The organism is Paenibacillus sp. VT-400 (assembly GCF_001029205.1).
Taxonomy (GTDB): Bacteria; Bacillota; Bacilli; order Paenibacillales; family Paenibacillaceae; genus Paenibacillus; species Paenibacillus amylolyticus.
In genome coordinates this window covers 45,136-69,601 of sequence record NZ_LELF01000047.1, presented here as the reverse complement: position 1 = coordinate 69,601, position 24,466 = coordinate 45,136, and the positions used below count along the sequence as shown (strand labels likewise).

The following is a 24,466-nucleotide window of genomic DNA, read 5'->3' as shown; positions in this document are numbered from 1 at the left end:
CGCAGACTTCTTTTCGGATATACTAATGCAGTCATATGAATAGAGCGTGAATGGAGAGATTGAGTACAATGGTTGCACGTAAAAACAGTATTGGATTGGTGCTGGCAGGGTTACTGCTCAGCATATTAATGGCTTCGATGGATAATACCATCGTGGCAACAGCTATGGGGGATATTGTCGGGAAGCTGGGTGGGCTCGACAAGTTCGTCTGGGTTACCTCCGCGTACATGGTGGCTGAGATGGCAGGGATGCCGATCTTTGGTAAGCTATCCGATATGTATGGACGGAAGAAGTTTTTTGTATTTGGTATTATTGTGTTTATGCTTGGCTCAGCGCTGTGCGGAACGGCAACGTCTATTGTGGAATTGACGATGTACAGAGCGATTCAAGGTATTGGAGCGGGGGCCCTGGTGCCGATTGCTTTTACGATCATGTTTGATGTCGTTGCACCAGAATCTCGTGGTAAATTGGGTGGATTGTTTGGAGCCGTCTTTGGCCTCTCCAGCGTATTCGGACCTCTGCTCGGTGCTTACATTACCCAGTATGCGACATGGGAATGGGTATTCTATATCAACCTGCCGCTAGGCTTGATTGCATTTGTGTTTATTGCGTTCTTCTATAAAGAATCCCATCAGCATCAATCCCAACAGATCGACTGGCTGGGTGCTGTAACACTGATCGGTGCTGTTGTGTGCCTGATCTTTGGTCTGGAACTTGGTGGCAAAACATTTGCCTGGGGTTCGTGGCAGATTCTTGGCTTGTTTGCCGGATTTGTAGCATTAGCCCTGCTCTTCCTTTTTGCAGAAACCAAAGCCAAAGAACCAATCATCTCCTTCAGCATGTTCCGCAACCGGGTCTACTGGTCCAGTAACGTTATTGGTATGTTCAGTGGTGCGGCGTTCATTACAGCATCCGTGTACATTCCGATCTTCATACAGGGGGTACTCGGTGGTAAAGCGACCAACTCCGGTCTTGTGCTTCTGCCCATGATGCTTGGGTCCGTTGTGACGGCGTCCCTAGGCGGGGTGTTGATGACCAAAATCAAGTATCGTAATATTATGATTCCTACGTTAGCCTTGCTTGTCATTGGACTTGGATTGTTGACTACACTGGATGAGAATTCATCCCTTTGGACGATACGTATCTACATGGTGATGGTTGGTCTGGGTGTCGGTGCTTCGTTCTCCGTACTTAGCAATGCAGCCATGAACGCATTTGAACCGCAAAGACGCGGAGCAGCAAGCTCCACACTTAACTTTTTGCGGTCCCTCGGTATGACGATGGGCATTACGATCTTTGGTATCGTACAGAGCCAGGTATTTACGCGTAAAATGAATGATGCTCTCGCTGGTTCAGCTGCGGAAGCAGGCGGTGCTTCTGCGGGTGGCGTGCCGCAGGGAGTGGATCTGACCGATCCACATGCGCTGCTCTCACCAGAACTCAGACAGGCGATTCCGCCTCAGGTGCTGGATACCATCACACATGCCCTGTCCTCTTCCATCGTGCAGTTATTTGCCTGGGCTGTAATTCCGGCTGCACTCGCGTTGGTCGCTTCCTTCTTCATGGGAAAAGAGAAGATGGTCGTAGGGGAAGGGCAAGGCGAATACACCGGCGGTCACTAAACCGTAATGCAGTAAACTAACTATAAGTTAAGGTAGTACAGCTGATCGTAGCTTGGTAAAACTCGAATAACATATCTTAAACCATAAAAAGACACACTTCTCGCGTATCCTTAAAAGGGACGGGAAGTGTGTCTTTTTGTTTTCGTAGGATCAGTTTATCCTAGAATGCATGAATTACAGATTGAACTCTTTTGGCTGCTTCAGAAAAGGAACCTAAGGCTGTTTCGTATCGCTAATCCCGTCCTCGACAACAGAAGGCCCTTGTGGGTCAGGCAGGCTGCTATGACCGGAGCGGGCAATCAGGCGATTCTGAGCTTTGTACGTGTCCCGTGTAATCGTTTTGGATTCGACCACTTTGCCGTCCAGCCTCTTGGTTCTTACCGTCTCAACAATATATCCAGGCTGTCCGTCTTGCAGCACCTGCTGTGCACCATCAGGCAGTACAGTACTGGACACATACTTTACCGGAACACTTAATGTTTCAATGGTGCGAGATTCAAGTGCATAGCTGACATTCTCCGGGAATGTGCCGAAAAATTTCACCATCAATTGATGGTTCTTCACCTCTGCATGAATGAGTAAGGATTTTCCTGTATTGTTCTTGAAGCGAAAATTGATGGCTCCCGAGGCAAAGGTGGCATCCAGTCCTTTGGGCAAATATTTGACCGGCAGGGAATGGTTGCGACGCTCAATAATATCAAGACCCGTCAATAGCGCTGCGTTATACACCGTACTGGATACCTGACAGATTCCCCCGCCAATTCCGGGGGTTAGTCTGCCATTAACAATGACCGGGGCCTCACGAAACCCATACTCCTTTTCAGCTTTACGGACGACCTTCTCATAATCGAATGTGGCATCTGGTGGCAAAATCATGCCGTTAATCGCTTCCGCTGCTGCGCTGACATTATGTATCCGGCCTTCACTACTATTGCCCAGACCCGTGGAGAACTGGATGATCTTTCGGTCAATGCCTTCCTGGCGCAGCGAATCAAGAGTTACTTCAGGTTTCAGCGTATACAGTGGTACCTGGATCAGCAATGGGGCTGGTTTTTCATCCGGGTTCAGTACACTGAAATCTCGGTGCAACTTGGTCTGAATGAGACTTGTGAGTGTATCCCAATCAATGCGGCGGACGCCCTTTTCCGGGATATACTGGACTTTGTCACTTGTGGTAATGCGGCGAACAGCGTCCGCAGGTGTACCGAAGGTTTCTTTTTCCCAGGCAGGGCTGAGATGTTCTTGGAGTGGTCTTGAGTTGTAGGTCATATCGAGAGAGAACTCTTTCGGAAAATGATAACGTGCATAAGCGCGTTCCCACAGGTTACCTTCCTCCAGCTGTTGTATCGCGGATTTCAAGCTGTTAACGTTGTAGCTCACCCCCACCTGAGCTGCGCTATACGACATCGTCTGGGGGTTGGGTTCAGTCACTTCAAAGGTGACAGGCCAGTCCTCCAGCTTTTGGATCTGCTCATCCAATTCATGCAATACGTTCTTGCGATTCTTCCCCTCCACCAGCATGCCGCCAACATGAACGTTTTTGGGCAGGGCAGGTTGATTCACGTACATATACAGCAATCCATAAGACGCGGAGCCGATCAAGAGGATGGAGAATAGAACAATGACCGTCAAATGTATTTTTTTCATAACCGTACGCTCCTTTATACTTCAGTTGTTCCCGACTTTGTAACACTTTCTATATATATGATCCAATGCAGGAAAACTTTCGGGTACTCAATAGGTAACAAATTTGTTACAATAAACTTCATATGAATCCATGCTTCACCATTGAAACAGGAACGAAGTGGATTTTTCCCTGATGAAATTCAGGTCTTTTTAAAGGAAATGCCGGGATTGTGTCGAAATTATAATGGCTAACTATGCGAGCAGGAAGTGATGATGTGATAGAAATGCAGGACGTGTGGAAGACCTACGCCAATGGGACCCACGCATTACAAGGGGTGTCGGTGAAGATCGACCGCAATGAATTTGTCTATATCGTCGGTCCGTCCGGCGCAGGTAAATCAACATTTATGAAATTGATGTACAGAGAAGAAGTTCCGACCAAAGGACAAATATCCATTAACGGATTTAATATTGGTAAGTTAAAGCCAAGAAAGATTCCTTATGTGCGTCGTAACATCGGCGTTGTGTTCCAGGATTTTCGTCTGCTGCCACGGATGACAGCATTTGAGAATGTGGCATTTGCCATGGAAGTTATTGAAGCACCGAAGCGTCATATCAAAAAACGAGTGATGGAAGTGCTCGACTTGGTGGGACTGCGGAGTAAGGCAAATCGCGAACCTTCACAGCTCTCGGGTGGAGAACAGCAGCGTATTGCCATTGCACGGGCTATCGTCAATAACCCATCGGTTATTATCGCGGATGAACCTACAGGTAACCTCGATCCGGAGACGTCGTGGGGCATTATGCAACTATTGGATGAGATTAATTTCCGGGGAACAACCATTGTTATGGCAACCCACAACAAAGATATCGTGAATACGATGCGTAAGCGGGTAATTGCGATTGAACGTGGACAGATTGTACGGGATCAGATGAGAGGGGAATACGGTTATGAATTTTAGTACTCTCTTGCGCCATCTGCGGGAGGGATTCAAAAACGTATTCCGCAACGGCTGGATGTCTGTGGCCTCCATCATGTCCATCATTGTGTCGCTATTGATTCTTGGTGTGTTTATGTTGCTGGTGCTCAATGTGAACTCCATGGCGAATCAGGTTGATAGCCAGGTGGAGATCAGCACGTTCCTCGAACTGAATGTGGACGAGAACCTGCGTAACACACTGGAGAAAGAAATCAGCGCGATGCCTGAAGTAAGTGAGATTCGTTTTGTTTCCAAGGAAGAAGGACTCAAGGAGTTCCGTGAGCGTCTTGGAGAGAGTGCAGATAACGTGCTTAGCGGTTTCGATGTGGACAACAACCCACTGCCGGAGACCATTGAAGTTGAGGTCATTGAACCGGAAACCGTCACTTTTGTGGCGCAAAAAATCGAAGCTTTGAACGAAAAACACCCGGAGAAGCCGATCATGAAAGTGAACTACGGCAAGGAAACGGTGGAAGTGTTGTTCAAATTTACGAAGCTTGTTCGTAACATCGGATTTATTTTTGTCGGGGGACTGGGTCTCATGTCCATGTTCCTGATCTCGAATACGATTCGCGTAACGATTCTGGCACGTCGCCGGGAGATCGGAATTATGAAGCTGGTTGGTGCAACCAATACCTTTATTCGCTGGCCTTTCTTTATTGAAGGTGCACTCATTGGATTTATTGGCTCTGTCATTACGGTTGGTGTGCTGTTTGTTGGGTACAGCCAGTTGATGAAGACGATTGGTCAGGATGTTTTCATGCAGATGCTTAACTTGATCCCGCTCGGCGAAATCTGGGGGCTGTTTGGAACACTGTTGATCGGACTTGGTGTGCTGGTAGGTATTTTGGGAAGTACACTGTCCATTCGGAAATCACTCAACGTTTAATTTTGTTTTCAACGATCGAATTGCAGAATATGTCGAAAAGAATGGTAAAGCAGGTTCATTAATGGACGCTGTTTGACGATATGTAGGAAAGACGGAGTCTTTTAAGATTGAAGAAAGCAAAGAACATGCTGTTCACCACCTGTGCAGGTTGCTTTCTTGTGAAATCATAGGATGGGGGATCATCATTTTGAAAAAAACCGCTTCGCTGCTGGCCTTTACGTTATTGGCCAGTTTGACGCTTCAACCTTCTGACGGATATGCCAAGAGTAGCATCAGCGATATTGACCAACAGATTCAGCAACTGGAGAGCAAGGCCGCTTCTGCCAAGCAGGAGCAAAAAAAAGCGGCTTCCAACAAAAAGGAAGCACAGCATTACAAGAACAAAACCAACGCTTATCTGAAGGTTGTTATGGAACAGATCAATGTCGTTAGTGATGAACTGGCCAGTGTATCCTTGCAGATCGAGAACACGGAGGAAGATCTCCGTACAACAAAAAAAGATCTGCAAGCGGCAGAAGAACGCATTGTTGCAAGGGAGAAACTTTTGGAGTCACGCGTGCGTCTGATGTATACGGACGGTGCTGTATCCTATCTGGATGTATTGTTGTCCTCTACTAGCTTCACTGACTTCCTGACCCGTGCGGATTCACTCAAAACGATTGTGGATCAGGATCAGCATCTGCTGGATGAACATAAAGCGGACAAGCAACTGGTTGTGGACAAAAAGGCAGAACTGGATGTGCAATATGCGGAAGCCAAGAGTCTGTATGCACAGAAGAAACAGCGCAAGTCCCAATTGAATGAAAAAGAAGCGGAAAAGCAAGTGCTTCTCGCTTCATATGATGCTAAAATTGAAGAGTCAGAAGAGCTGACACAAGAGCAGGAAGATGTATTAATGCAGATTGCCAGCAAACGTTCGGCACTTCTTCAAGAGAAAAATAAATTGCGTGAACAGCAGGCAGCTGCCGCAGCCAAAGCAAAAGCCGCAGCAGCGGCTCGGGCGAAAGCTGCAGCCAAGGCGCCTACTAGAGTGAGTTCGGATAGTAGCAGTGAGGTCACGTATTCATCCGGTAATGGTATCTTCTCAAGACCGGTATCTGGAGGACGTATTTCTTCTGGATTCGGCCCCCGTACCCATCCAATTACGGGTGTAGTGGGTAAAATGCATGCCGGTGTCGATTTTGCTGTTCCTCAGGGAACTTCGGTTCACGCTGCTTCTGGCGGAATCGTGATCATGGCTGAATGGTATAGCGGTTATGGTTATACGGTTATTGTGGACCACGGCGGTGGACTATGGACGTTATATGGTCACTTGCGCGAAGGTGGATTCAAAGTCAGCAAGGGAGACACAGTAAGCAAAGGGGATACCATTGCTGAGTCAGGAAATACAGGGAACTCTACTGGACCTCACTTGCACTTTGAAGTGAGAGACAACGGTACCGCTGTAAATCCGATGAACTATTTGTAATTATTGCTCCATCGTTCGAATGGAAAAAACATATTCCGTACAAGCTAGACATATAATAAGCTGGCATGTTCAGGGAATGGATTCTGGCAACAATGGAATCGGACACGCTTCAAAACTAAAGGCGGTGACAAACGGATGATGAAGAAAAGATCGGCGCTACTGCTTGTCATTGTGGGTCTCCTTGGCGGTAGTTTACTAACCCTGGTATTAATGACGTATCCGGGAATAGCGAGCCAGGCCACACCGGGCGAAGGTTTGCTGGCCAGTGTAACCGGTAATACACAGCAGAAGAACGATTTGAAGAAGATTGAAACCGCGATGGATTTGATCTCAAGCAACTATTATAAAGATGTGGATCAGACCAAATTGATTGACGGTGCGATCAACGGCATGATGGAATCACTTGGTGATCCGTACTCCAACTATATGGGGCAGGAAACGGCTGCTCAGTTTGAAGAGTCGATCGAAGGTTCCTTTACCGGTATTGGCGCAGAGGTATCCTCACAGGATGGAAACGTTGTTGTTGTTTCCCCAATCAAAGGATCTCCTGCCGAGAAAGCGGGTATTCGTGCAAAAGACATGATTATGTCGGTCAACGGCGAATCCTTGCAAGGTTTGGAACTGAACAAGGCTGTTAACAAAATCAGAGGTCCCAAGGGCAGTGAAGCGAAGGTACAAGTTAAACGTGCTGGATCTTCCGAGCTGATTGATTTTGTGATTGTACGTGATGATATTGATCTGGAGACCGTATATGCTCACATGGAGGATGGCGGAATTGGCGTTATTGCCATTACTCAATTCTCTTTGAATACAGGCGATCGCTTTAAGGAAGAGTTGGCGAAGCTTGAGAAGCAGAACATGAAAGGTCTGGTCATCGACGTACGGAATGATCCAGGCGGTGTATTGCAAGTTGTTATTGATATTGCTGAACAGTTTGTTCCTAAAGGCAAGGTTATTGTGCAAGTTGAAGACAAGAACGGCAAAAAGGAACAAAGTAAATCCAATGGATCAGCCAAAGCTTACCCAGTCACAGTCCTGATGAACAAAGGCAGTGCGAGTGCGTCGGAGATTTTGGCCGGTGCATTACAACAATCAGCAGGTGCTAAGTTGATTGGTGAAAACTCCTTTGGTAAAGGAACCGTACAGACGAGTTATGACAAGCAGATGGGTGACGGCAGCTTGCTGAAGATCACCATTGCCAAGTGGCTCACTCCGAACGGAGACTGGATTCATGAAAAAGGAATCAAACCGGATATTGCGGTAGACCAGCCAGATTATTTCTCGGTGGCACCGATTAACAAAGAGAAGTTACCACTGAAATATGACAGTAATAGCACGGATGTGAAAAGTGCGCAGACGATGCTGAGAGGACTCGATTTCAAACCGGATCGTGTGGATGGATACTACGACCAGAAGACGGAAGAAGCGGTCAAGGCATTCCAGAAGCAAAAAGGCATTCAGGCTACAGGCCAGATTGACGAGAAAACCGCTGAATCACTGGAAGCGGCTCTGATTGAACGTATTGCCAATCCTCAATATGATGCACAGCTGAAACGCGCGATCGAAAATGTCTCAAAGGATATTTCGTCCGCTGTGTCGAAGCCATAAAGAAGGCTGATTTTCAGCCTTCTTTTTTTCTGAACCGGCTGAAAGAGAGGGGTGACCGACCACAATGGAATGGGTATGGCCGTGGTTAACTACATTAGGGGAAGCTTTGTTGCAGTTGTTTATTCAGCCGTTTTATTATATTGCGGTGATCCTGATTGCGCTGATCTATCATCGTCAGTTACTACAGGAGCGTAAATTGTTTCATGTCCGTTTGCAAAGCTCGATAACACAGACGATTCGGGCGGTGCTCGGAGGCATACTCATCGGTACCATTGTCTCGATCGTGTCCCTATTCCTCGGTGCACACCTTACACTGGGAAGCCTGATATGCATATGGGCTGCAACATTAATTCTATCCTTATTCCGTATCCGGTATCTGTGCTTTGCTTATGCGGCCGGGTTACTGGGTGTGCTGCAATTTGGTTTGAATGTGGCTTCAGGCTGGCAACCATCGGGTTGGATGGGCACTATCACGGAAACGCTACGTACCCTGGATATGCCTGCACTGCTTGTCCTGGCTGCCCTTCTACATATGGGTGAAGCCTTGTTGGTACGCATGCAGGGGGTATCGATGGCATCACCACTTCTCTTCGAGGGAAAACGCGGGAAACTGGTTGGTGGATATCAATTGCAGCAGTTCTGGGCCATTCCTCTACTGATTCTTGTTCCAGTCACAGGAGGTGGCGCGGAGCTGGCATGGAATCCACTGATGAATGCAGGTCATAGTTACATGCTGGTTGCGTTGCCGATTATGCTCGGATTTGGTGAGATAACGCAGAGTATGCTTCCGGGACAAAAGGTACAGATCTCATCCAAGCGGTTGATGATATACGGGGCAACTTTGCTCGTGTTCAGTTTGCTTGCTGCATGGTGGTCTCCACTCATGGTGGTTGCTGCGCTGATCGCATTTATTGGACATGAATTTCTGGTATGGTACAGCGCGTTTGAAGAGCAAAACCGTAGTCCGGTATTTGTCCATCCGCAGCATGGGTTGAAGGTATTGGCTGTTATTCCGGAGAGTCCTGCAGCGGATTTGGGGATTGAAGCAGGAGAGACATTGTACAAGGTGAATGGTAAGTTGGTTCATTCACCGGAAGAGTTGCATCGTGCTCTGCGGATGAACCCAGCTTTTTGCAAACTTGAAGTGCGAAATCACCAGGGAGAAAGCAAGTTCATGCAAAGAGCGATCTATGAAGGGGAGCATCATCAGCTTGGGGTCATTATGGCACCGGACAATCACGAGGTCTGGGCGATTCGGTTACGTCCACTGACGCTGTTCCATATCATCAACCTCAAATTGTTCGCCCGTCTGAAAAAACCACAAAGGGACGAAGCTCCCTTGGCATTACCGCCAGCCCCTGTGGCCAGCGATAAAGGGTCAGTGGAGATGTAACTAGTATACGTGATGAAGTATGTTGCATAAATCAAGCAATGAAAAAGGTATTTCCGAGCGCCGTCACAGGCAAGGGAAATACCTTTTTTGTTATTGTTTTAACATAAAGATGGCGATTTGGGTCCGATCACGCAAGCTCAACTTACCGAGAATATCCGTGACATAGTTTTTGACAGTGCCTTCACTGAGGAACAGCTTGGCGGCAATTTCCTTATTGGATAAACCCTCCGATATGGCCTCGGCAACCGCCAGCTCCATACGTGTCAGTCCATAGGCTTCGATTGGGTTTTGTGTCAGAGGAATCGCAGCAGGACGAAGAAGGCCTGCCAATTTGCGGGCTATATCCGGATGGATTAACATATCGCCGTTATGTACGGTCTTGATGCCTTGAATTATCCGTTCGGGGGGGACGTTTTTGAGCAAATAACCGCTTGCTCCATTCTGTAATGCCTGAATAATATACTCATCGTCGTCAAACGTCGTCAGCATGAGCACCTGGATTTCAGGAAAACGTGCCTTGATGCGTTTGGTACCTTCAACTCCGTCACATTCCGGCATCCGAATATCCATTAAAACCACGTCCGCAGACGTCCCTGATTCAAGCAATTCCAACGCTTCCTGCCCATTTGAGGCCGTGCCTGTAACGAAAATGCCAGAGTCGAGTCCAAGCAACACTTTCAGGCTCTCACGAATGAAGTAATCATCGTCTGCGAGAATCAGCCGAATAAGTGGGAGCTGGGCTGAATCATTGTTGTTGTTCACATCATTACGTTCGGACATGAGAATATTCACTTCCTTTTTCAGAGTATATCCATCTGGTTCGTTAATGGAATGCGTGTAATCACTGTATACGGATAAGCCGATTGAATCTCCAGGGCTCCTCCCACCATTTGTGTGCGCAGAAGCATACCTTCCTGTCCTATGCCATTTCGCTTGGAAGAATGAGGATTGATTTTGCCATCATTACTCACACTCATACACACTTCCTGATCCCCAAATACCAGCTCTACTTTGATTGAAGAAGCATTTCCGTGTCGCAGGGCATTGGTAAGGGCTTCTTTGGCATTTTTGTATAAAACAATTTGTATGCTGGGATACAGCACATGGGATGGGCCATGAACTTCATAATTGGTCTTCACGCCGGTATCTCTGCCCACTTCCTCTAGGAGACGATCCAGGGCGTAGGCTTCGGATGCATAGGAATTAGGTTGCAGTTTGTGCAGTGTGCTGCGCATATCATCCATACTATCGGCCAATTGATCGCGAATCTGTCTCACCATTTCCGTTCCTTGTTCCATATTCAGGGGAAGGGTCAGCAGGGCGGCTTCCGACATCATTTTGGTGCGAATCAGCCGATGCCCGATATCGTCATGAAGTTGTCTTGAGATCCGGGTGCGTTCCTCTGCCTGAGCCACTCCTTCAAGTTGCTTTGTAAATAACAGCAGCTGCGCACGAGCTTCTTGTAGTTCGTAATGTTTGCTGCGAAGCTCGTCATAGACTTGTTCCAGTTGTCCGCGGCTGTTCGCCGCTCTTGATCCCTGCCAGGACAGAGCCGCTGTGATAAGCAAAAGCAGGTTGCCAAGAACCATCGCAGTTGTCTCTGTGGAGAGTAATGTAGTGGCGGTTGTATTTAGTGTAGTTAACCCTAGCTGCGGTGCCTGTGGGACAGAATAATGCCAATGCAAAGCGACATTGTTAGCGACAAGCTGAATCGCAAACATCAACCACCTCCGGCTCCCCTTGAGTCTGTACATATACACGTAGAGCACGGATAGAGAGAGGAATACCATAAATGTTCCATACGAAGCAATCAGCCAGCAGCTCCAGAGTATTTCGGCCAGCAGCAAAAGCCATTGCTGTGTACTTGAACGGTTAAAATCTTTCCACACGGAGAGTACAAACGCGATGATGATATACAAGGTGTAGACGGCTTCATTTTCCAAGGGCAGCATCAACAGGTACAGTACTGCTGGAACGATAATTAATCCATATTGCAGAAACCGCATTGGCATATGTAAATGACATCCTTTATATAAAAAGTGGAGTACAAAATCTCTTGGTAATGCGCCCTTGATTATACCATAAGCAGCATTCGAATCAGGAGATGACTTAAGTCACCTTCAATTCATGACTTTTTGTACCTTCGCTACAGATTGCGATCCGTTACAATAAAATTATGAAATCCAGCGGCGAAGGCCGAAACGGAAAAGGGGCGTAAAAGGGATGGGCATACTTGAAGTGGATCATGTAGTAAAACGATACGGCAGCAAGCTGTCCGTGGATCATTTGAACCTTAGTGTCGGCAAAGGCGAGATTTTTGGATTGCTCGGTCCCAATGGAGCAGGAAAAAGTACGACCATCAGCATGATTGCAGGGCTCCTGAATATGGATCAGGGTGAAATTAGATTAAATGGCATATCGGTCAAGGAGCGACCGCTTGAAGTGAAGCGCAAGATTGGACTCGTTCCGCAGGATCTGGCTTTATACGAAACCATGTCTGCTGCCGAGAATGTGACCTTTTTTGCCAGACTGTATGGACTGCGTGGAAAATTGCTTAAGGAAAGAGTGCAGGAGTCTCTTGAATTTGTAGGGTTACAGGATAAAGCAAAGGATGCTCCCTCGACCTTCTCTGGTGGTATGAAACGCAGGTTAAACATCGCATGTGCGATTACACATCGCCCGGATCTCATTATTATGGATGAACCTACAGTTGGCATTGATCCGCAATCTCGGAATCATATTCTTGAATCGGTACGCACACTCAACAAGATGGGTTCAACAATTATATATACAAGTCATTACATGGAGGAAGTGGCTGCGATTAGTCACCGGGTTGCGATTATGGATCAGGGGCGAATTATTGCCTGTGGGACTGAAGCAGAGCTGAGAGAACGTGTAGCATCGGAGGAAAAAGTAGTGCTCTCCACTTCCGGTATCGGTCCCGACGTCGTGGAAGAACTGAAACTTCACCCCCGTGTGCGGATGGTAGACGTTTCAGAGAATACACTGACCATTACGCTGCCTTCGGCACAGCAGGATCTGCAGGATCTGCTCTTCATTTGCAGCAAACATGAAGTAGCGATTCAGTCGCTCAAGGTCGAAGAGCCGGATCTGGAAACGTTGTTCCTCAATCTGACCGGGCGTACGCTTCGGGACTAGGGGGAACAAGAGATGAATATATGGCATATTTGCATCTTTGAATTAAGGCGTATTCTTAAGATTCGATCTGTGGTGTTAAACCTGTTTATTTTACCGTTGCTACTGATTTTTATATTGGGCACGGCACTTTCCAGTACGATGGGTACGGCGGAGGATGTTATTCCGGATACTGTACGTGTGGGAATCATCCATTTGAGCACTGAATCTGGTGGAAGATCAAGTACAGTTAATCAAGCGCTGGATACATTCGTTAAATCCCCGGAAGTGGCTGAGATGGTCAAGGTGCAGAACTTTACGACAGAAGAAGAGGCCGTTCATTCGCTGCGTACCGGCAAGCTGGACTTTGCTGTAATGATTCCTTCGGATTTTGAGCAAAACGTGATGATGGGGAAAGAGGCCAGGTTACAGTGGATACGAGGAAAGGACAACACACTTAATACCTTGGGTGAAACTTTGTTCACACGTTTTACGGATGAATGGAACCGACAGATGGCGATTACCAAAGTGCTCGGTCCGGAAGTAATTGCTGCCATGGCCTCTGCTTCGGAGTCTGGTACGGCGAATTCAACCTCGCTTGCTGTCACTAATCCCGGTAAGACAGGTACGGCGTATAGTGCCTCCCAATACTATGCAGCTTCCATGCTGGCGATGTTCATGTTGTACTCAGGCATGACAACCAGTACCAGCCTTTTTGGAGAGCGTGATAACAAAACGTTAATTCGCCTTCAGGCTGCGCCTATAGGTAATGGAGTTATTTTCGCAGGCAAAATTGCAGGTAATAGTCTGCTCGCTTTCTCACAAGCAACAACGATCATCCTTATGACATATTGGCTCTACGGTGTGGATTGGGGAACCCATCCTTGGTATATTGTGCTGACTTGTGTATGTATCACAATGGCCTCCATGACCCTTGGTGTAATCGTCGCACTGGTATGCAAAAGCACAGCATCGGCCAGTGCAACCATCCAAGGTATCATCGTTGCAATGACATTTATTAGCGGTGGGTTCACGCCCATTCCGATTGATTTTGTACAACGGCTTAGCGAATTTACGGTTAACCACTGGGCGCTCCAAAGTTTTCTGAGAATGATGCTGGATGCACCTGTAGCAGAGATTGTATATAGCATTCTGATGTTAGGCGTGGTATGCGCTGTATTACTGTTCATCTCAGGGATGATCTATAGAAAGGCAGGATACCGATATGAATAGTCTACACATTGCCTGGTTGATGATTAGACGTACACTTGGCCGTAAAATGGGCTTCATTACGTTTCTACTTCTGCCTTGCCTGGTGGTTACAGGAGCAGTTGCTCTTTTTGGAAGCGAGCAGATTGCACGTACTGTTATTCCCTATGTGAATGAGGATGGAGGGGTGGCAGGGACATGGATGATTCATGAACTTGCTGGCAAAGAGGAGTACCTGCTCAAGCCGATGACAAACGAAGCAGAAGTGAAGGAAGCTATTGCTCAGCAAAAAGGAAGCTCTGGCATCATCATTCCGGCACATTATACGGAGGATCTGTTACAAGGAAAGCCAACCGAAATTCAATTGGTGGAACTGCGTATAAGTGAAAGTTCCTATACCCTACGAGCAGCAGTTGAAGGTTTGACGAGCGGATTGTTACAATCTGCTTCAGCTGTTAAGGTGGCGGCAGGTCCTGTCTCAAGTGAGACAGATATACTATCGAGTATACAGAAGCCATTTGAACAGCTTTTACAGGAGATAGGAAAACATAAGGTTGCTGGTGAAGTCACCGATCTTCAGATCTATCCCAAGCCAGGCCTGAACAATGTGACTGGATTTACAATCATGTTTATGATGGGGCTGTTGACCAGTGCAGTGGCTGTGATAATGGAAGATCGCAGGAAACGTACGATGGCCAGAGTATATACGGCACCCGTCCGTGCATATGAGATTGCGCTTGGTAATTTCCTCGGCAGCTTTGTCATTGGCATGATACAGATTGTTATGGTTTTGGGAGTCAGCAGGTGGCTGCTGCATTATGATGCCGGTATTCCTTTTGGCATTCATTTCATCATCTTGGCTGCATTCATGCTGGTCTCCATGGGGATCGCAAGTACCGTGGCAGGATTAATCCGTAATCCCAAAAATGCCAATATGCTGAATTCACTTGTCATTATGCCAACCTGTATGATAGGTGGTTGTTTCTGGCCTATCTCGTTGATGCCGGATTATATGCAAAAGCTCGCCAACTTTGTTCCACAGAAATGGGCGATTCAGGCGGTGGAGACGATCTCTGCTGGCGGTACATTGTCGGATATCACATTGCCACTATTGATTTTGTTTGGCATGGCTGCCATTTTGCTGACTGTAGGCTCTGCGATTCTACGCCCTAGCCAGCCAGGAGTAGAGGCATAAGGTAATACGACATAAAAGAAAGCACGCTCTGCTGAATTGAATTCAGTTAGAGCGTGCTTTCTTTGCATAAGTAATGATGCATTATGGGAGATATTGATGATTAAGGTTGGAGTTGACGCAGGACCGTTATTTCAACCCGACGGTTCTTTTGTCTTCCGGCGGCAGTGGTGTTGTCACCCGTTGGGCGAGTATCCGCATATCCGGCATACTGGAAGCCGTCCGGGTTAAGTTTCTCTGTATCCAAAAAGAATCGTAATACAGACAGTGCACGTTCTCCAGAAAGTTCCCAGTTGTCTTTGTACGTGGAGTTGGCCCCGACCGGAATATTGTCCGTATGTCCTTCGATGCTGACAACGGTATTCAGATCACGGAACAGGCTGGCAAGTTTACTGAGCGTTGGTGCTGCACCATCCTTTAGAGCGGCCTGTCCCTGATCAAACAGGAAGCGGTCACTGAGGGTAATGGATAGGCCCTGTGGCTTGTCCGCAACAAAAATCTGATTTTCCAGTTTATTATCCTCGATATATTGGGTAATCACATTGAACAGATTTTGCAATTCCTGCTCCTGTGATCTGAACTGTTCTTCCCGTTCTGTGAGGGGCTTGTTGTCATCATCTGGTGTTGCAGTCCCGGTATCGGAAGGGTTTCCTTCACCTTTTGAAGGATCTTCACCCTGCACCTCGGATGGTGGAGTCTCTGTAATCGTTTGACCGGGTTTCTCGCCGAGTCCCTCACCAAGCTCAAGGATAGAGTCGGACGCATTAAATGTATTTTGTAACGATTGAGTAACGACGTCATATTTACCGGAATCGAGATTGCTCATGGCATACATGATGACAAAAAAGATCAAAAGCAGAGTTATGAGATCGGCATAAGTAATCATCCAGCGATCCCGATGATCGATAGTTTCACGTTTTCCGCGCCGTTTACTGCGCCGACTCATCCAATCCCTCCTTTGCTAGGGGGCGTATATGCTGACGATGCGTAAGGGTGAAGGACTCCAGTCTTTTGCGTACAAGCTGGGGATTCTCACCGTTCTGAATGGCAAGTACACCTTCGAGAAGCATTTCCATGGTCTGAACTTCGTCGGCACCTCTGGATTTGATCTTGGAGGCAATGGGCAAAAAGATAAGATTGGCACTGGCGACCCCATACAGGGTTGCGGTAAAGGCAACAGCAATGGCAGGTCCGAGTCCGGTTGGATCGGTCAAACTGCCAAGGACCTGAATAAGTCCCATCACGGTTCCGATGATCCCCATGGTTGGAGCGTACCCACCAGCGGATTCGAATATTTTGGCATAACCCTCATGTTTTTGTTCAATCGAGTCAATTTCCATCTCCAGGATCTGGCGAACCACATCCTGATCGGTACCATCAACAACCATCTGAATACCGTCTTGCAAAAATGGATGCGGATGATCCATAACCTTGCGTTCCAATGCAAGTACACCTGAGCGGCGTGCGATTGAAGACATCTCCACCAGTTCTTCAACCCACAAGCCTGAATCATTATTGTTACGTCCAAAAGCCATACGCAGAGCAGCTGGAATCGTACGAAGGCGATGCGCCGGGAAACTGGCAACCACAGCAGCAATCGTTCCACCGAATACAATTAAAGCAGCCGTTTTTTGCAGGAGACCAGACAATTGGCCGCCTTCCCACAAAAAACCGCTAATGACTGCGGCAATTCCGGCAATAATACCGATAAGTGTCGCAATATCCATAAATTAACCCACTCCTATCTTCATTTCACGTTTGCATCACTAAAACGAACGAGGTATAATTAAACGGGAACAAATATTCCTATTACTATAAGTTTTCCCATATGAAAATTCGGGGAACTTCGACAATATATAGTGACTATTATTTTAGACGATAGGGTGAGATACGGCAATGAGCGATATTATAATGAGCGACAAAACGTTCGAAATCGAGTCAGAGTTTTCTCCCCAAGGTGATCAGCCTGCAGCCATTATAGAATTGGTGAAGGGTGTTCAGGAGGGGAAGAGGTACCAGACACTGCTGGGTGCAACGGGTACGGGTAAGACGTTTACGATAGCCCAGACGATAGCCCAACTGCAACGTCCGACGCTGATTATTGCACACAACAAAACGTTGGCAGCGCAGCTTGCAAGTGAGTTCAAAGATTTTTTTCCTAATAACATGGTTGAGTATTTCGTCAGTTATTACGATTATTTTCAGCCAGAAGCATATATCCCATCCTCCGATACGTATATCGAGAAGGATTCAAGTATTAATGAAGAGATCGACAAACTGCGGCACGCAGCGACAAGTTCGTTGTTTGAGCGCAGGGACGTCATTATTGTAGCGAGTGTTTCCTGCATTTATGGTTTGGGTTCACCGCACTCGTATTCAAGCATGTTGCTGTCACTTCGGGTAGGCATGGAGAAACCACGCAATCAGATTTTGTCTCGTCTGGTAGAGATCCAGTATCAGCGGAACGATATTAACTTTGTGCGGGGTACGTTCCGTGTTCGTGGGGATGTTGTTGAGATTTTCCCTGCCTCCAAGGGCGAACATGCAATTCGGGTTGAGTTGTTTGGTGATGAGATCGAGAAAATTACGGAGATTGATGTGTTGACCGGAGAACTGATTGGCGAACGGGAACATATTGCCATCTTCCCGGCGTCTCACTTCGTAACCCAAGAAGAGACAATGAAGGTTGCGCTGGTGAACATTGAGCGTGAACTGGAGGAGCGTCTTGAGGTGTTGCGTGAACAGGGGAAACTGCTGGAGGCTCAGCGACTGGAGCAGCGCACACGGTATGATATCGAGATGATGAAGGAAGTTGGATTCTGTTCGGGGATTGAGAACTATTCCGGTCCGCTGACTTTCCGTGAACGTGGCGATACGCCATACACACTGATGGATTACTTCCCGGATGACATGTTGATCGTGGTCGATGAGTCCCATGTGACCCTGCCACAGATCCGTGCGATGTACAATGGTGACCAAGCGCGGAAGACGGTATTGGTTGAACATGGTTTCCGACTGCCATCAGCATTGGATAATCGTCCGCTCAAATTCGAAGAGTTCGAAGGCAAGATGGATCAGATCATCTATGTATCAGCAACACCAGGCCCGTATGAGATCGAGCATACCGATACGATGGTGCAACAGATTATCCGTCCAACCGGACTGCTTGATCCAATCATTGAACTGCGTCCAACAAAGGGGCAGATCGATGACTTGATTGGTGAGATTAACGACCGGATTACCAAAGACGAGCGTGTGTTGATTACAACATTAACGAAGAAGATGTCCGAGGACCTGACGGATTATCTGAAGGAAGTTGGAATCAAAGTTCGTTATCTGCACTCCGAGATCAAGACGTTGGAACGGATGGCAATTTTACGTGATTTAAGATTGGGCGTTTTCCATGTCCTAATCGGAATCAACTTGCTCCGGGAAGGTCTCGATCTGCCCGAAGTTTCCCTCGTCGCTATATTGGATGCTGATAAGGAAGGATTCCTGCGTTCCGAACGCTCACTGATCCAAACGATTGGTCGTGCGGCACGGAACAGCGAGGGTCGCGTTATTCTATACGGTGACAAAGTGACGGATTCGATGGATAAAGCGATAAAGGAAACAGAGCGTCGTCGTGCAATCCAGATTGAGTACAACGAGAAACATGGAATTACACCACAGACGATTCGCAAAAAAGTGCGTGATGTAATAGAGGCAACCAAAGTTGCCGAATCCAAGAAAGACTATCTCACAGGCGCAGCCGAGAAGATGTCGAAGAAAGATCGCCAGGCACTTATTCAGCGCCTAGAGGTAGAGATGAAAGACGCAGCCAAAAACCTGCAGTTTGAGCGTGCTGCCGAGCTTCGCGATGCGTTGCTGGAACTTCGCGCTGAATAAGATACTGCTCATTCATATGCTCCGGTAAAGATGGATCTGTAACAAGAGAACGGCCAATTGGCCGTTCTCTTGTTGAGTAAGGAAATCGTTGATATCTACCGATAATAAGAGATGTTGAAATCCTGAAATCAAGTCTATACTGATAGAAATGTTGAAATTGGTTAAAAGGTTTATAGGAAAGCAATTGGGAGTCGAGAGTGCCCCAGTGTTGACCTTGGAGCCGAGCCAAAGGCAATGGCGACCTGACGCGACCAAGGCGAAGCTGAGAGCGTCCCGCTCTTGACCTAGGAGCCGAGCCGAAGGCAATGGCGACCTTGTCGCGAACGTGGCGAAGCCGAGAGCGTCACCTCGCAGTAGAGCGGCCGTATAAGGTTCCGGCAATGAGCCGGAACCTTATACGGAGCCGCGGGCACACGACCACCCTTCACATAGCAAGACCCGACCCCTCACCGTTGCACCGCTTGTTTCGGGTGTCCAGAGGGCTGCGCCCTCTGGGGCCCTCCCTTGGAAGGGAGGGTTTGGGAGGGATCGAAAAGCCTTTAAAGGTTTGGATTAACACACTGAGAGGATGAATACTATTGGCGAGCGATAACATTGTCATTAAAGGCGCACGAGCGCATAACCTGAAAAATATCGACATTACCATCCCGCGTGACCGCTTTGTTGTATTGACCGGCCTGAGTGGCTCAGGCAAGTCCTCGCTGGCTTTTGACACGATCTATGCCGAAGGACAGCGGCGTTATGTAGAATCATTGTCAGCTTACGCACGGCAGTTTCTGGGACAGATGGAGAAACCGGATGTGGATTCCATCGAAGGATTATCTCCTGCCATTTCAATAGATCAGAAAACAACAAGCCGTAACCCACGTTCCACAGTAGGAACCGTGACCGAAATTTATGATTACCTGCGCCTGTTATTTGCACGTGTGGGCCATCCACATTGTCCTGACCATGGCGTGGAGATTAGTTCCCAGACCGTAGAACAAATGGTTGACCGCATTATGCAATATCCAGAGCGTACCCGGTTGCAGATTTTGGCACCCATTATCTCGGGCCGTAAGGGCGAGCACAAAAGTGTATTTGCTGATGTGTCCAAGCAGGGCTTTGTCCGTGTACGGGTAAACGGGGAACTGCGTGACCTGTCAGAAGATATTCAATTGGAGAAAAATAAAAAGCATACAATTGAAGTGGTTGTTGACCGGATCGTTGTTAAGGATGATGTACAGGCGCGTCTGGCCGACTCTATTGAAACAGCACTAAATCTGTCTGGTGGACAACTCCTGGTGGACATTATGGGTGAAGAAGAGCTGCGATTCAGTTCCAACTTTGCCTGCCCGGTGTGCGGATTCAGTATTGAAGAGCTGGCACCGCGGATGTTCTCATTTAACAGCCCTTTCGGGGCTTGCCCGGATTGTGATGGGTTAGGTGTCAAAATGATCGTTGACCCTGATCTGCTCGTACCGGATCGGGCTAAGACCATCGAAGATGGAGCTTTTGATGCTTGGACAGGTGGTACATCCACCTATTATCCGCAGTTCCTGAAGTCAGTATGTGAGCACTTCAACATTCCGCAAAATGTACCTGTCGAAGATCTGCCAGCTGAGCAGATGAACAAGTTGTTACAGGGTACAGGTACGGAGAAAATCCGTTTCCGCTATGAGAATGATTTTGGACAACGGAAGGAAGCACTGGTCACCTTTGAAGGTATCGTGAATAACCTGGAGCGTCGCTACCGGGATACAGCATCTGAAGGTATTCGTGAGTTTATTGAGGGTTACATGAGTGCGAAGCCTTGTGGTACATGTAAAGGTCAGCGTCTGAAACGCGAGAGTCTTGCGGTTACGATCAATGATCACAACATGGCCTATGTGACTAGTTTGTCCATTGGTGAAGCTGGCCGATTCTTTGATACATTGGAATTGTCGGAGAAAGAGCAGACGATTGCCAAGCTTATTCTGAAAGAAATCAACAGTCGTCTCGGCTTCCTGGTGAATGTTGGTCTGGATTATCTTACACTGAGTCGCGCTGCCGGAACATTGTCCGGTGGGGAAGCTCAGCGGATCAGACTGGCTACACAGATTGGTTCCAGCCTGATGGGTGTGCTGTATATTCTCGATGAGCCAAGTATTGGCTTGCATCAACGGGATAATGACCGTCTGATCTCAACACTTGCGCATATGCGAGACATTGGTAACACCTTGATCGTGGTTGAACATGATGAAGATACGATGATGGCTGCCGACTATATTATTGATATTGGCCCAGGTGCAGGTATCCACGGAGGTACCATCATGTCACAGGGTACACCGGAAGAGATCATGAACGATGAGAACTCCTTAACCGGTCAATATCTGAGTGGACGCAAATTCATTCCGATTCGTACAGAACGTAGAAGTGTAGGAGACCGTTGGTTGGAAGTGCGTGGAGCCAAAGAAAATAACCTGAAGAATCTGAACGTGAAGATTCCTGTAGGTGTATTTACTGCGGTAACGGGTGTGTCTGGCTCAGGTAAATCCACATTGATCAATGAGATCCTCTACAAAACGCTGGCACGTGATCTGAACCGTGCTCGGGTACGTCCGGGTCAGCATAAAGAGATTCGTGGTCTGGAGCATATCGATAAAGTTATCGATATTGACCAGTCGCCAATCGGGCGGACACCACGTTCCAACCCGGCTACGTATACAGGAGTCTTTGATGATATCCGGGATCTGTTTGCTCAGACGAACGAAGCCAAGGTACGTGGATACAAGAAAGGCCGGTTCAGTTTTAATATCAAAGGTGGACGTTGTGAAGCCTGCCGTGGAGACGGCATTATCAAGATCGAGATGCACTTCTTGCCGGACGTCTATGTTCCTTGTGAAGTCTGCAAAGGCAAACGATATAACCGGGAAACGCTTGAAGTGAAATATAAAAACAGAAACATTTCCGATGTGCTGGAAATGACGGTTGAAGATGCAACCCAATTCTTCGAGAACATTCCGAAGATCCATCGCAAAATGCAGACGCTGATGGATGTGGGTCTGGGTTATATCAATCTGGGACAACCTGCAACCACATTGTCTGGTGGTGAAGCCCAGCGTGTGAAGCTCGCTTCCGAGCTATATCGCCGCAGTACGGGGAAAACCATCTACATCCTCGATGAGCCGACTACCGGTTTGCATGTCGATGATATCGACCGTTTGCTGAACGTATTACACCGTCTGGTTGATTCCGGGGAATCAGTGCTGGTGATTGAGCATAACCTGGATGTGATCAAAACGGCAGACTATGTTGTTGATCTGGGTCCAGAAGGTGGTAGCGGTGGAGGAACCATTGTTGCAACCGGAACACCTGAGGATATCGTTAAAGTGGAAGCTTCCTATACCGGCAAGTACTTGAAGCCGGTTCTGGAGCGGGACACCGAGCGGAGCAAGGCACTGCAATTAGTAGACTAAGGTCCTCTAACCAGTAGTTATATCAATATGAAGTGGCAGTATTGGCCCTTCTTTTCGAAAAGGTTGAGACGTTGGATTACGATCTGATGTGCTCTGCTTCCGAGAAGAAGGGCTTTTCATTTTGAGTGATGCACGTGTTTCCCCCAGACTAAGGTTATTTCGTGAAAGTGTTTACATATGCATAATGACGAGCATTACAGGAATATTCGGCCAAATTGGTTTTTTTTCATTTTTATGGATGATAGGGCTTGCATTACAAGCAGGGTACAGATAACATAGAGGAAGATATTAGGGTATGCGTTAGCTGTTCAACTATGGTAAGGAGGTCTGTCTATCCATGCTGTTTGCAGAAGCTGCCACGGCGAGTACATCGAATTTTAATGCATTTGATATTTTTGTCATCTTATTTACGATCCTGATTTTCATCGGAGTTGTTCGGCTTCTTCGGGCACCGAAGAAAAATCTGTTTGCGATCGGATTTGCAGTAGTCAGCCTACTGGTATTTCTGATGACAGACTATGCGATGATAACCGGTTGGTTTGCTCAGTAGGAATACCACTGAAGTGAATGGAATTTAAGCCAAAAGAGGTATGAAGGAACACTTTCCATGGGAGACATGGAGGGTGTTTTTTTCGTGTATATCGAGCGATTGAACAAGATTCTACCTTCTCTACTAAAATAGGACTTAAAACAATTGTATATCCAGATTCTGTATGATACATTGAGGGATACCGGAATTGCAGATGAGAGAAAGAGAGAATAGATTCAGCGATGAATCCGATGTCGAGTCGCGCAAGAAGGATGTATAGAGAGGGTCAGGTGAGAATATGAGCGTGTTGGGTAAAAAGGGGATAGCCATACTGATGGCTGCTGTACTCTCGATTAGTGTGGCGGCAACGGCCGGTGCAGCTGAATCCAAAGCGGCGATGCAAGCGAAAGTGGTAGACGGTCAAGTCTATGTGAACACCAAGGATCTGCTCAAGGCAGTTGGTGGAAGTGGACAATATGATGCCAAATCAGGAACGTACACGTACAAGGGAAGTGAAGCTATTCCCAAAGTGATCGAAAAGGTATCTCCTTCGGTCGTAGGCATTATTGGGAAATCTACCGAAGTGCAGGACGGTGCAACATCAGACGACCGTTATAATCTTGCACATGGTACAGGTGTCATTATCCGGTCGAACGGATGGATTGTAACGAATGCTCATGTGGTCGACGGATTAACGAATCCCGTGGTCGTAACGACGGATGGCAATACATACAAAATTACGAAAACATACAGTGATGCACTAAGTGATCTGGCGCTAATCAAAATCAATGCCAAATCACTCAAACCGGCGAGCTTTGCCAAAGCTTCACAAACTACTGTTGGAGAAACGGTGATTGCCTTGGGTACGCCGATTTCCTTTTCTTTGCGCAACTCGGCAACGGTAGGGGTAATTAGCGGCTTGAATCGTGGTGTTGAGGCGACCTACCGGTTGATTCAGACCGACACGGCCATTAACCCAGGAAATAGCGGAGGACCACTGGTCAACCTGAAGGGTGAAGTAGTTGGTATCAACTCGATGAAATTCTCTGCGGTAGGCGTAGAGAGTTTGGGGTTTTCGATTCCCGTGGATACCGTTCAATATATCATCGATCAGTTTTTTAAATATGGCAAAATAAAACGTGCAAGTCTGGGGCTACAGCTGGAAGAAAGCTGGTCTGCGATTGTGGGCCTGCCTACAGATGATCCATTAACGATTACGGGCGTACTGTCTCCTGAAGCCAAGAAAGCCAAAATCAAAGAGGGCGATGTCCTATACAGTGTCGCGGGCACACGTGTCTCTTCAGTAGTGGATATCAATGAGTTGCTCAAAAAGTATCTGCCTGGGCAAAAGGTAAAGCTGTTGATGCAATCGGATGGCGATATCGTCACCCGCACGTTGGTGCTTGCTGATCGCGCAGACATCGTAGACGAGGAAGATGAAGCGTTCCTTGCAGATGAAGAACAATAAAGCCCGGCGATCAGCCCGGATG

At 47.4% G+C, this 24,466-nt stretch carries 18 protein-coding genes; 13 read left to right on the top strand and 5 right to left on the bottom strand.

All coding sequences use genetic code 11. The features are described from left to right. Nucleotides 1-68 precede the first annotated feature (68 nt). On the top strand, nt 69-1,622 hold the full coding sequence (locus EL84_RS02840; RefSeq protein ID WP_047840645.1) for an MDR family MFS transporter: 1,554 nt from the start codon (nt 69-71) through the stop codon (nt 1,620-1,622). A 213-nt stretch (nt 1,623-1,835) separates the two neighbouring features. Here the strand turns inward: EL84_RS02840 and EL84_RS02835 are convergent, their stop codons facing one another. Further along, on the bottom strand, nt 1,836-3,269 hold the full coding sequence (locus EL84_RS02835) for a VanW family protein (RefSeq protein ID WP_047840644.1): 1,434 nt from the start codon (nt 3,267-3,269) through the stop codon (nt 1,836-1,838). Between the two features lie 254 nt (nt 3,270-3,523). Between EL84_RS02835 and ftsE the strand changes: the two genes are divergently transcribed. The 5 genes from ftsE (at nt 3,524) to EL84_RS02810 (ending at nt 9,586) form a co-directional block, all read left to right on the top strand. After that, nucleotides 3,524-4,210, top strand: coding sequence for a cell division ATP-binding protein FtsE (gene ftsE / locus EL84_RS02830; protein ID WP_024631580.1), 687 nt, complete (start codon nt 3,524-3,526; stop codon nt 4,208-4,210). Beyond that, a complete protein-coding gene (gene ftsX, locus EL84_RS02825) occupies nt 4,200-5,117 on the top strand; it encodes a permease-like cell division protein FtsX (RefSeq protein ID WP_047840643.1) in 918 nt (305 codons plus the stop codon). Before ftsE ends, ftsX begins: the two co-directional genes overlap by 11 nt. Before the next feature lie 187 nt (nt 5,118-5,304). Then, on the top strand, nt 5,305-6,585 hold the full coding sequence (locus EL84_RS02820) for a murein hydrolase activator EnvC family protein (protein WP_036612408.1): 1,281 nt from the start codon (nt 5,305-5,307) through the stop codon (nt 6,583-6,585). 135 nt (nt 6,586-6,720) lie between these two features. Continuing rightward, the gene (locus EL84_RS02815; RefSeq protein ID WP_047840642.1) at nt 6,721-8,193 is read left to right on the top strand and encodes a S41 family peptidase; all 1,473 of its coding nucleotides are present in this window, start codon (nt 6,721-6,723) and stop codon (nt 8,191-8,193) included. A gap of 64 nt (nt 8,194-8,257) precedes the next feature. Then, nucleotides 8,258-9,586: a PDZ domain-containing protein gene (locus EL84_RS02810; protein ID WP_047840641.1), complete on the top strand. Its 1,329-nt coding sequence runs from the start codon at nt 8,258-8,260 to the stop codon at nt 9,584-9,586. A 90-nt stretch (nt 9,587-9,676) separates the two neighbouring features. Here the strand turns inward: EL84_RS02810 and EL84_RS02805 are convergent, their stop codons facing one another. Next, nucleotides 9,677-10,366, bottom strand: coding sequence for a response regulator transcription factor (locus EL84_RS02805; RefSeq protein WP_047840640.1), 690 nt, complete (start codon nt 10,364-10,366; stop codon nt 9,677-9,679). Nucleotides 10,367-10,386: 20 nt separating this feature from the next. Beyond that, a complete protein-coding gene (locus tag EL84_RS02800) occupies nt 10,387-11,598 on the bottom strand; it encodes a sensor histidine kinase (RefSeq protein WP_053061362.1) in 1,212 nt (403 codons plus the stop codon). 211 nt (nt 11,599-11,809) lie between these two features. Here EL84_RS02800 and EL84_RS02795 point away from each other — a divergent pair, with 211 nt between their 5' ends. The 3 genes from EL84_RS02795 to EL84_RS02785 are packed head-to-tail and all read left to right on the top strand — an operon-like array spanning nt 11,810 to nt 15,125. After that, nucleotides 11,810-12,745 carry an ABC transporter ATP-binding protein gene (locus EL84_RS02795; protein ID WP_047840638.1) on the top strand — a complete coding sequence of 312 codons (936 nt, stop codon included), beginning with the start codon at nt 11,810-11,812 and terminating at the stop codon, nt 12,743-12,745. A gap of 12 nt (nt 12,746-12,757) precedes the next feature. Further along, a complete protein-coding gene (locus EL84_RS02790; RefSeq protein ID WP_047840637.1) occupies nt 12,758-13,954 on the top strand; it encodes an ABC transporter permease in 1,197 nt (398 codons plus the stop codon). Next, nucleotides 13,947-15,125, top strand: a complete 1,179-nt coding sequence (locus EL84_RS02785) for an ABC transporter permease (RefSeq protein WP_047840636.1) — start codon at nt 13,947-13,949, stop codon at nt 15,123-15,125. Before EL84_RS02790 ends, EL84_RS02785 begins: the two co-directional genes overlap by 8 nt. Nucleotides 15,126-15,225: 100 nt before the next feature. Here EL84_RS02785 and EL84_RS02780 read toward each other — a convergent pair whose 3' ends face one another. Next, entirely contained in the window at nt 15,226-16,068 is an 843-nt protein-coding gene (locus EL84_RS02780; RefSeq protein WP_036612391.1) for a flagellar motor protein MotB, read from the bottom strand. Continuing rightward, on the bottom strand, nt 16,052-16,849 hold the full coding sequence (locus EL84_RS02775) for a flagellar motor protein (RefSeq protein ID WP_036612388.1): 798 nt from the start codon (nt 16,847-16,849) through the stop codon (nt 16,052-16,054). The genes EL84_RS02780 and EL84_RS02775 overlap by 17 nt, the downstream gene beginning before the upstream one ends. Nucleotides 16,850-17,018: 169 nt before the next feature. Between EL84_RS02775 and uvrB the strand changes: the two genes are divergently transcribed. The 4 genes from uvrB to EL84_RS02755 all read left to right on the top strand — a co-directional run bounded on the left by uvrB (nt 17,019) and on the right by EL84_RS02755 (nt 24,444). Beyond that, nucleotides 17,019-19,010, top strand: a complete 1,992-nt coding sequence (gene uvrB, locus EL84_RS02770) for an excinuclease ABC subunit UvrB (RefSeq protein WP_047840635.1) — start codon at nt 17,019-17,021, stop codon at nt 19,008-19,010. Nucleotides 19,011-19,588: 578 nt separating this feature from the next. Next, nucleotides 19,589-22,447 (top strand): excinuclease ABC subunit UvrA, encoded by a 2,859-nt coding sequence (gene uvrA / locus EL84_RS02765; protein ID WP_047840634.1) that lies wholly within the window; start codon nt 19,589-19,591, stop codon nt 22,445-22,447. Nucleotides 22,448-22,784: 337 nt separating this feature from the next. After that, nucleotides 22,785-22,997: a hypothetical protein gene (locus EL84_RS02760; RefSeq protein WP_017692026.1), complete on the top strand. Its 213-nt coding sequence runs from the start codon at nt 22,785-22,787 to the stop codon at nt 22,995-22,997. Nucleotides 22,998-23,274: 277 nt separating this feature from the next. Then, a complete protein-coding gene (locus EL84_RS02755) occupies nt 23,275-24,444 on the top strand; it encodes a S1C family serine protease (protein WP_047840633.1) in 1,170 nt (389 codons plus the stop codon). Nucleotides 24,445-24,466: the final 22 nt, after the last annotated feature.

What these genes read in the sequence shown, in the direction of transcription:
- EL84_RS02840 (WP_047840645.1), top strand. Translation starts at nt 69, where the DNA reads ATGGTTGCACGTAAAAACAGTATTGGATTGGTGCTGGCAGGGTTACTG.
- EL84_RS02835 (WP_047840644.1), bottom strand. Translation starts at nt 3,269, where the DNA reads ATGAAAAAAATACATTTGACGGTCATTGTTCTATTCTCCATCCTCTTG.
- ftsX (WP_047840643.1), top strand. Translation starts at nt 4,200, where the DNA reads ATGAATTTTAGTACTCTCTTGCGCCATCTGCGGGAGGGATTCAAAAAC.
- EL84_RS02815 (WP_047840642.1), top strand. Translation starts at nt 6,721, where the DNA reads ATGATGAAGAAAAGATCGGCGCTACTGCTTGTCATTGTGGGTCTCCTT.
- EL84_RS02810 (WP_047840641.1), top strand. Translation starts at nt 8,258, where the DNA reads ATGGAATGGGTATGGCCGTGGTTAACTACATTAGGGGAAGCTTTGTTG.
- EL84_RS02805 (WP_047840640.1), bottom strand. Translation starts at nt 10,366, where the DNA reads ATGTCCGAACGTAATGATGTGAACAACAACAATGATTCAGCCCAGCTC.
- EL84_RS02800 (WP_053061362.1), bottom strand. Translation starts at nt 11,598, where the DNA reads ATGCCAATGCGGTTTCTGCAATATGGATTAATTATCGTTCCAGCAGTA.
- EL84_RS02795 (WP_047840638.1), top strand. Translation starts at nt 11,810, where the DNA reads ATGGGCATACTTGAAGTGGATCATGTAGTAAAACGATACGGCAGCAAG.
- EL84_RS02790 (WP_047840637.1), top strand. Translation starts at nt 12,758, where the DNA reads ATGAATATATGGCATATTTGCATCTTTGAATTAAGGCGTATTCTTAAG.
- EL84_RS02785 (WP_047840636.1), top strand. Translation starts at nt 13,947, where the DNA reads ATGAATAGTCTACACATTGCCTGGTTGATGATTAGACGTACACTTGGC.
- EL84_RS02780 (WP_036612391.1), bottom strand. Translation starts at nt 16,068, where the DNA reads ATGAGTCGGCGCAGTAAACGGCGCGGAAAACGTGAAACTATCGATCAT.
- EL84_RS02775 (WP_036612388.1), bottom strand. Translation starts at nt 16,849, where the DNA reads ATGGATATTGCGACACTTATCGGTATTATTGCCGGAATTGCCGCAGTC.
- uvrB (WP_047840635.1), top strand. Translation starts at nt 17,019, where the DNA reads ATGAGCGATATTATAATGAGCGACAAAACGTTCGAAATCGAGTCAGAG.
- EL84_RS02760 (WP_017692026.1), top strand. Translation starts at nt 22,785, where the DNA reads ATGCTGTTTGCAGAAGCTGCCACGGCGAGTACATCGAATTTTAATGCA.
- EL84_RS02755 (WP_047840633.1), top strand. Translation starts at nt 23,275, where the DNA reads ATGAGCGTGTTGGGTAAAAAGGGGATAGCCATACTGATGGCTGCTGTA.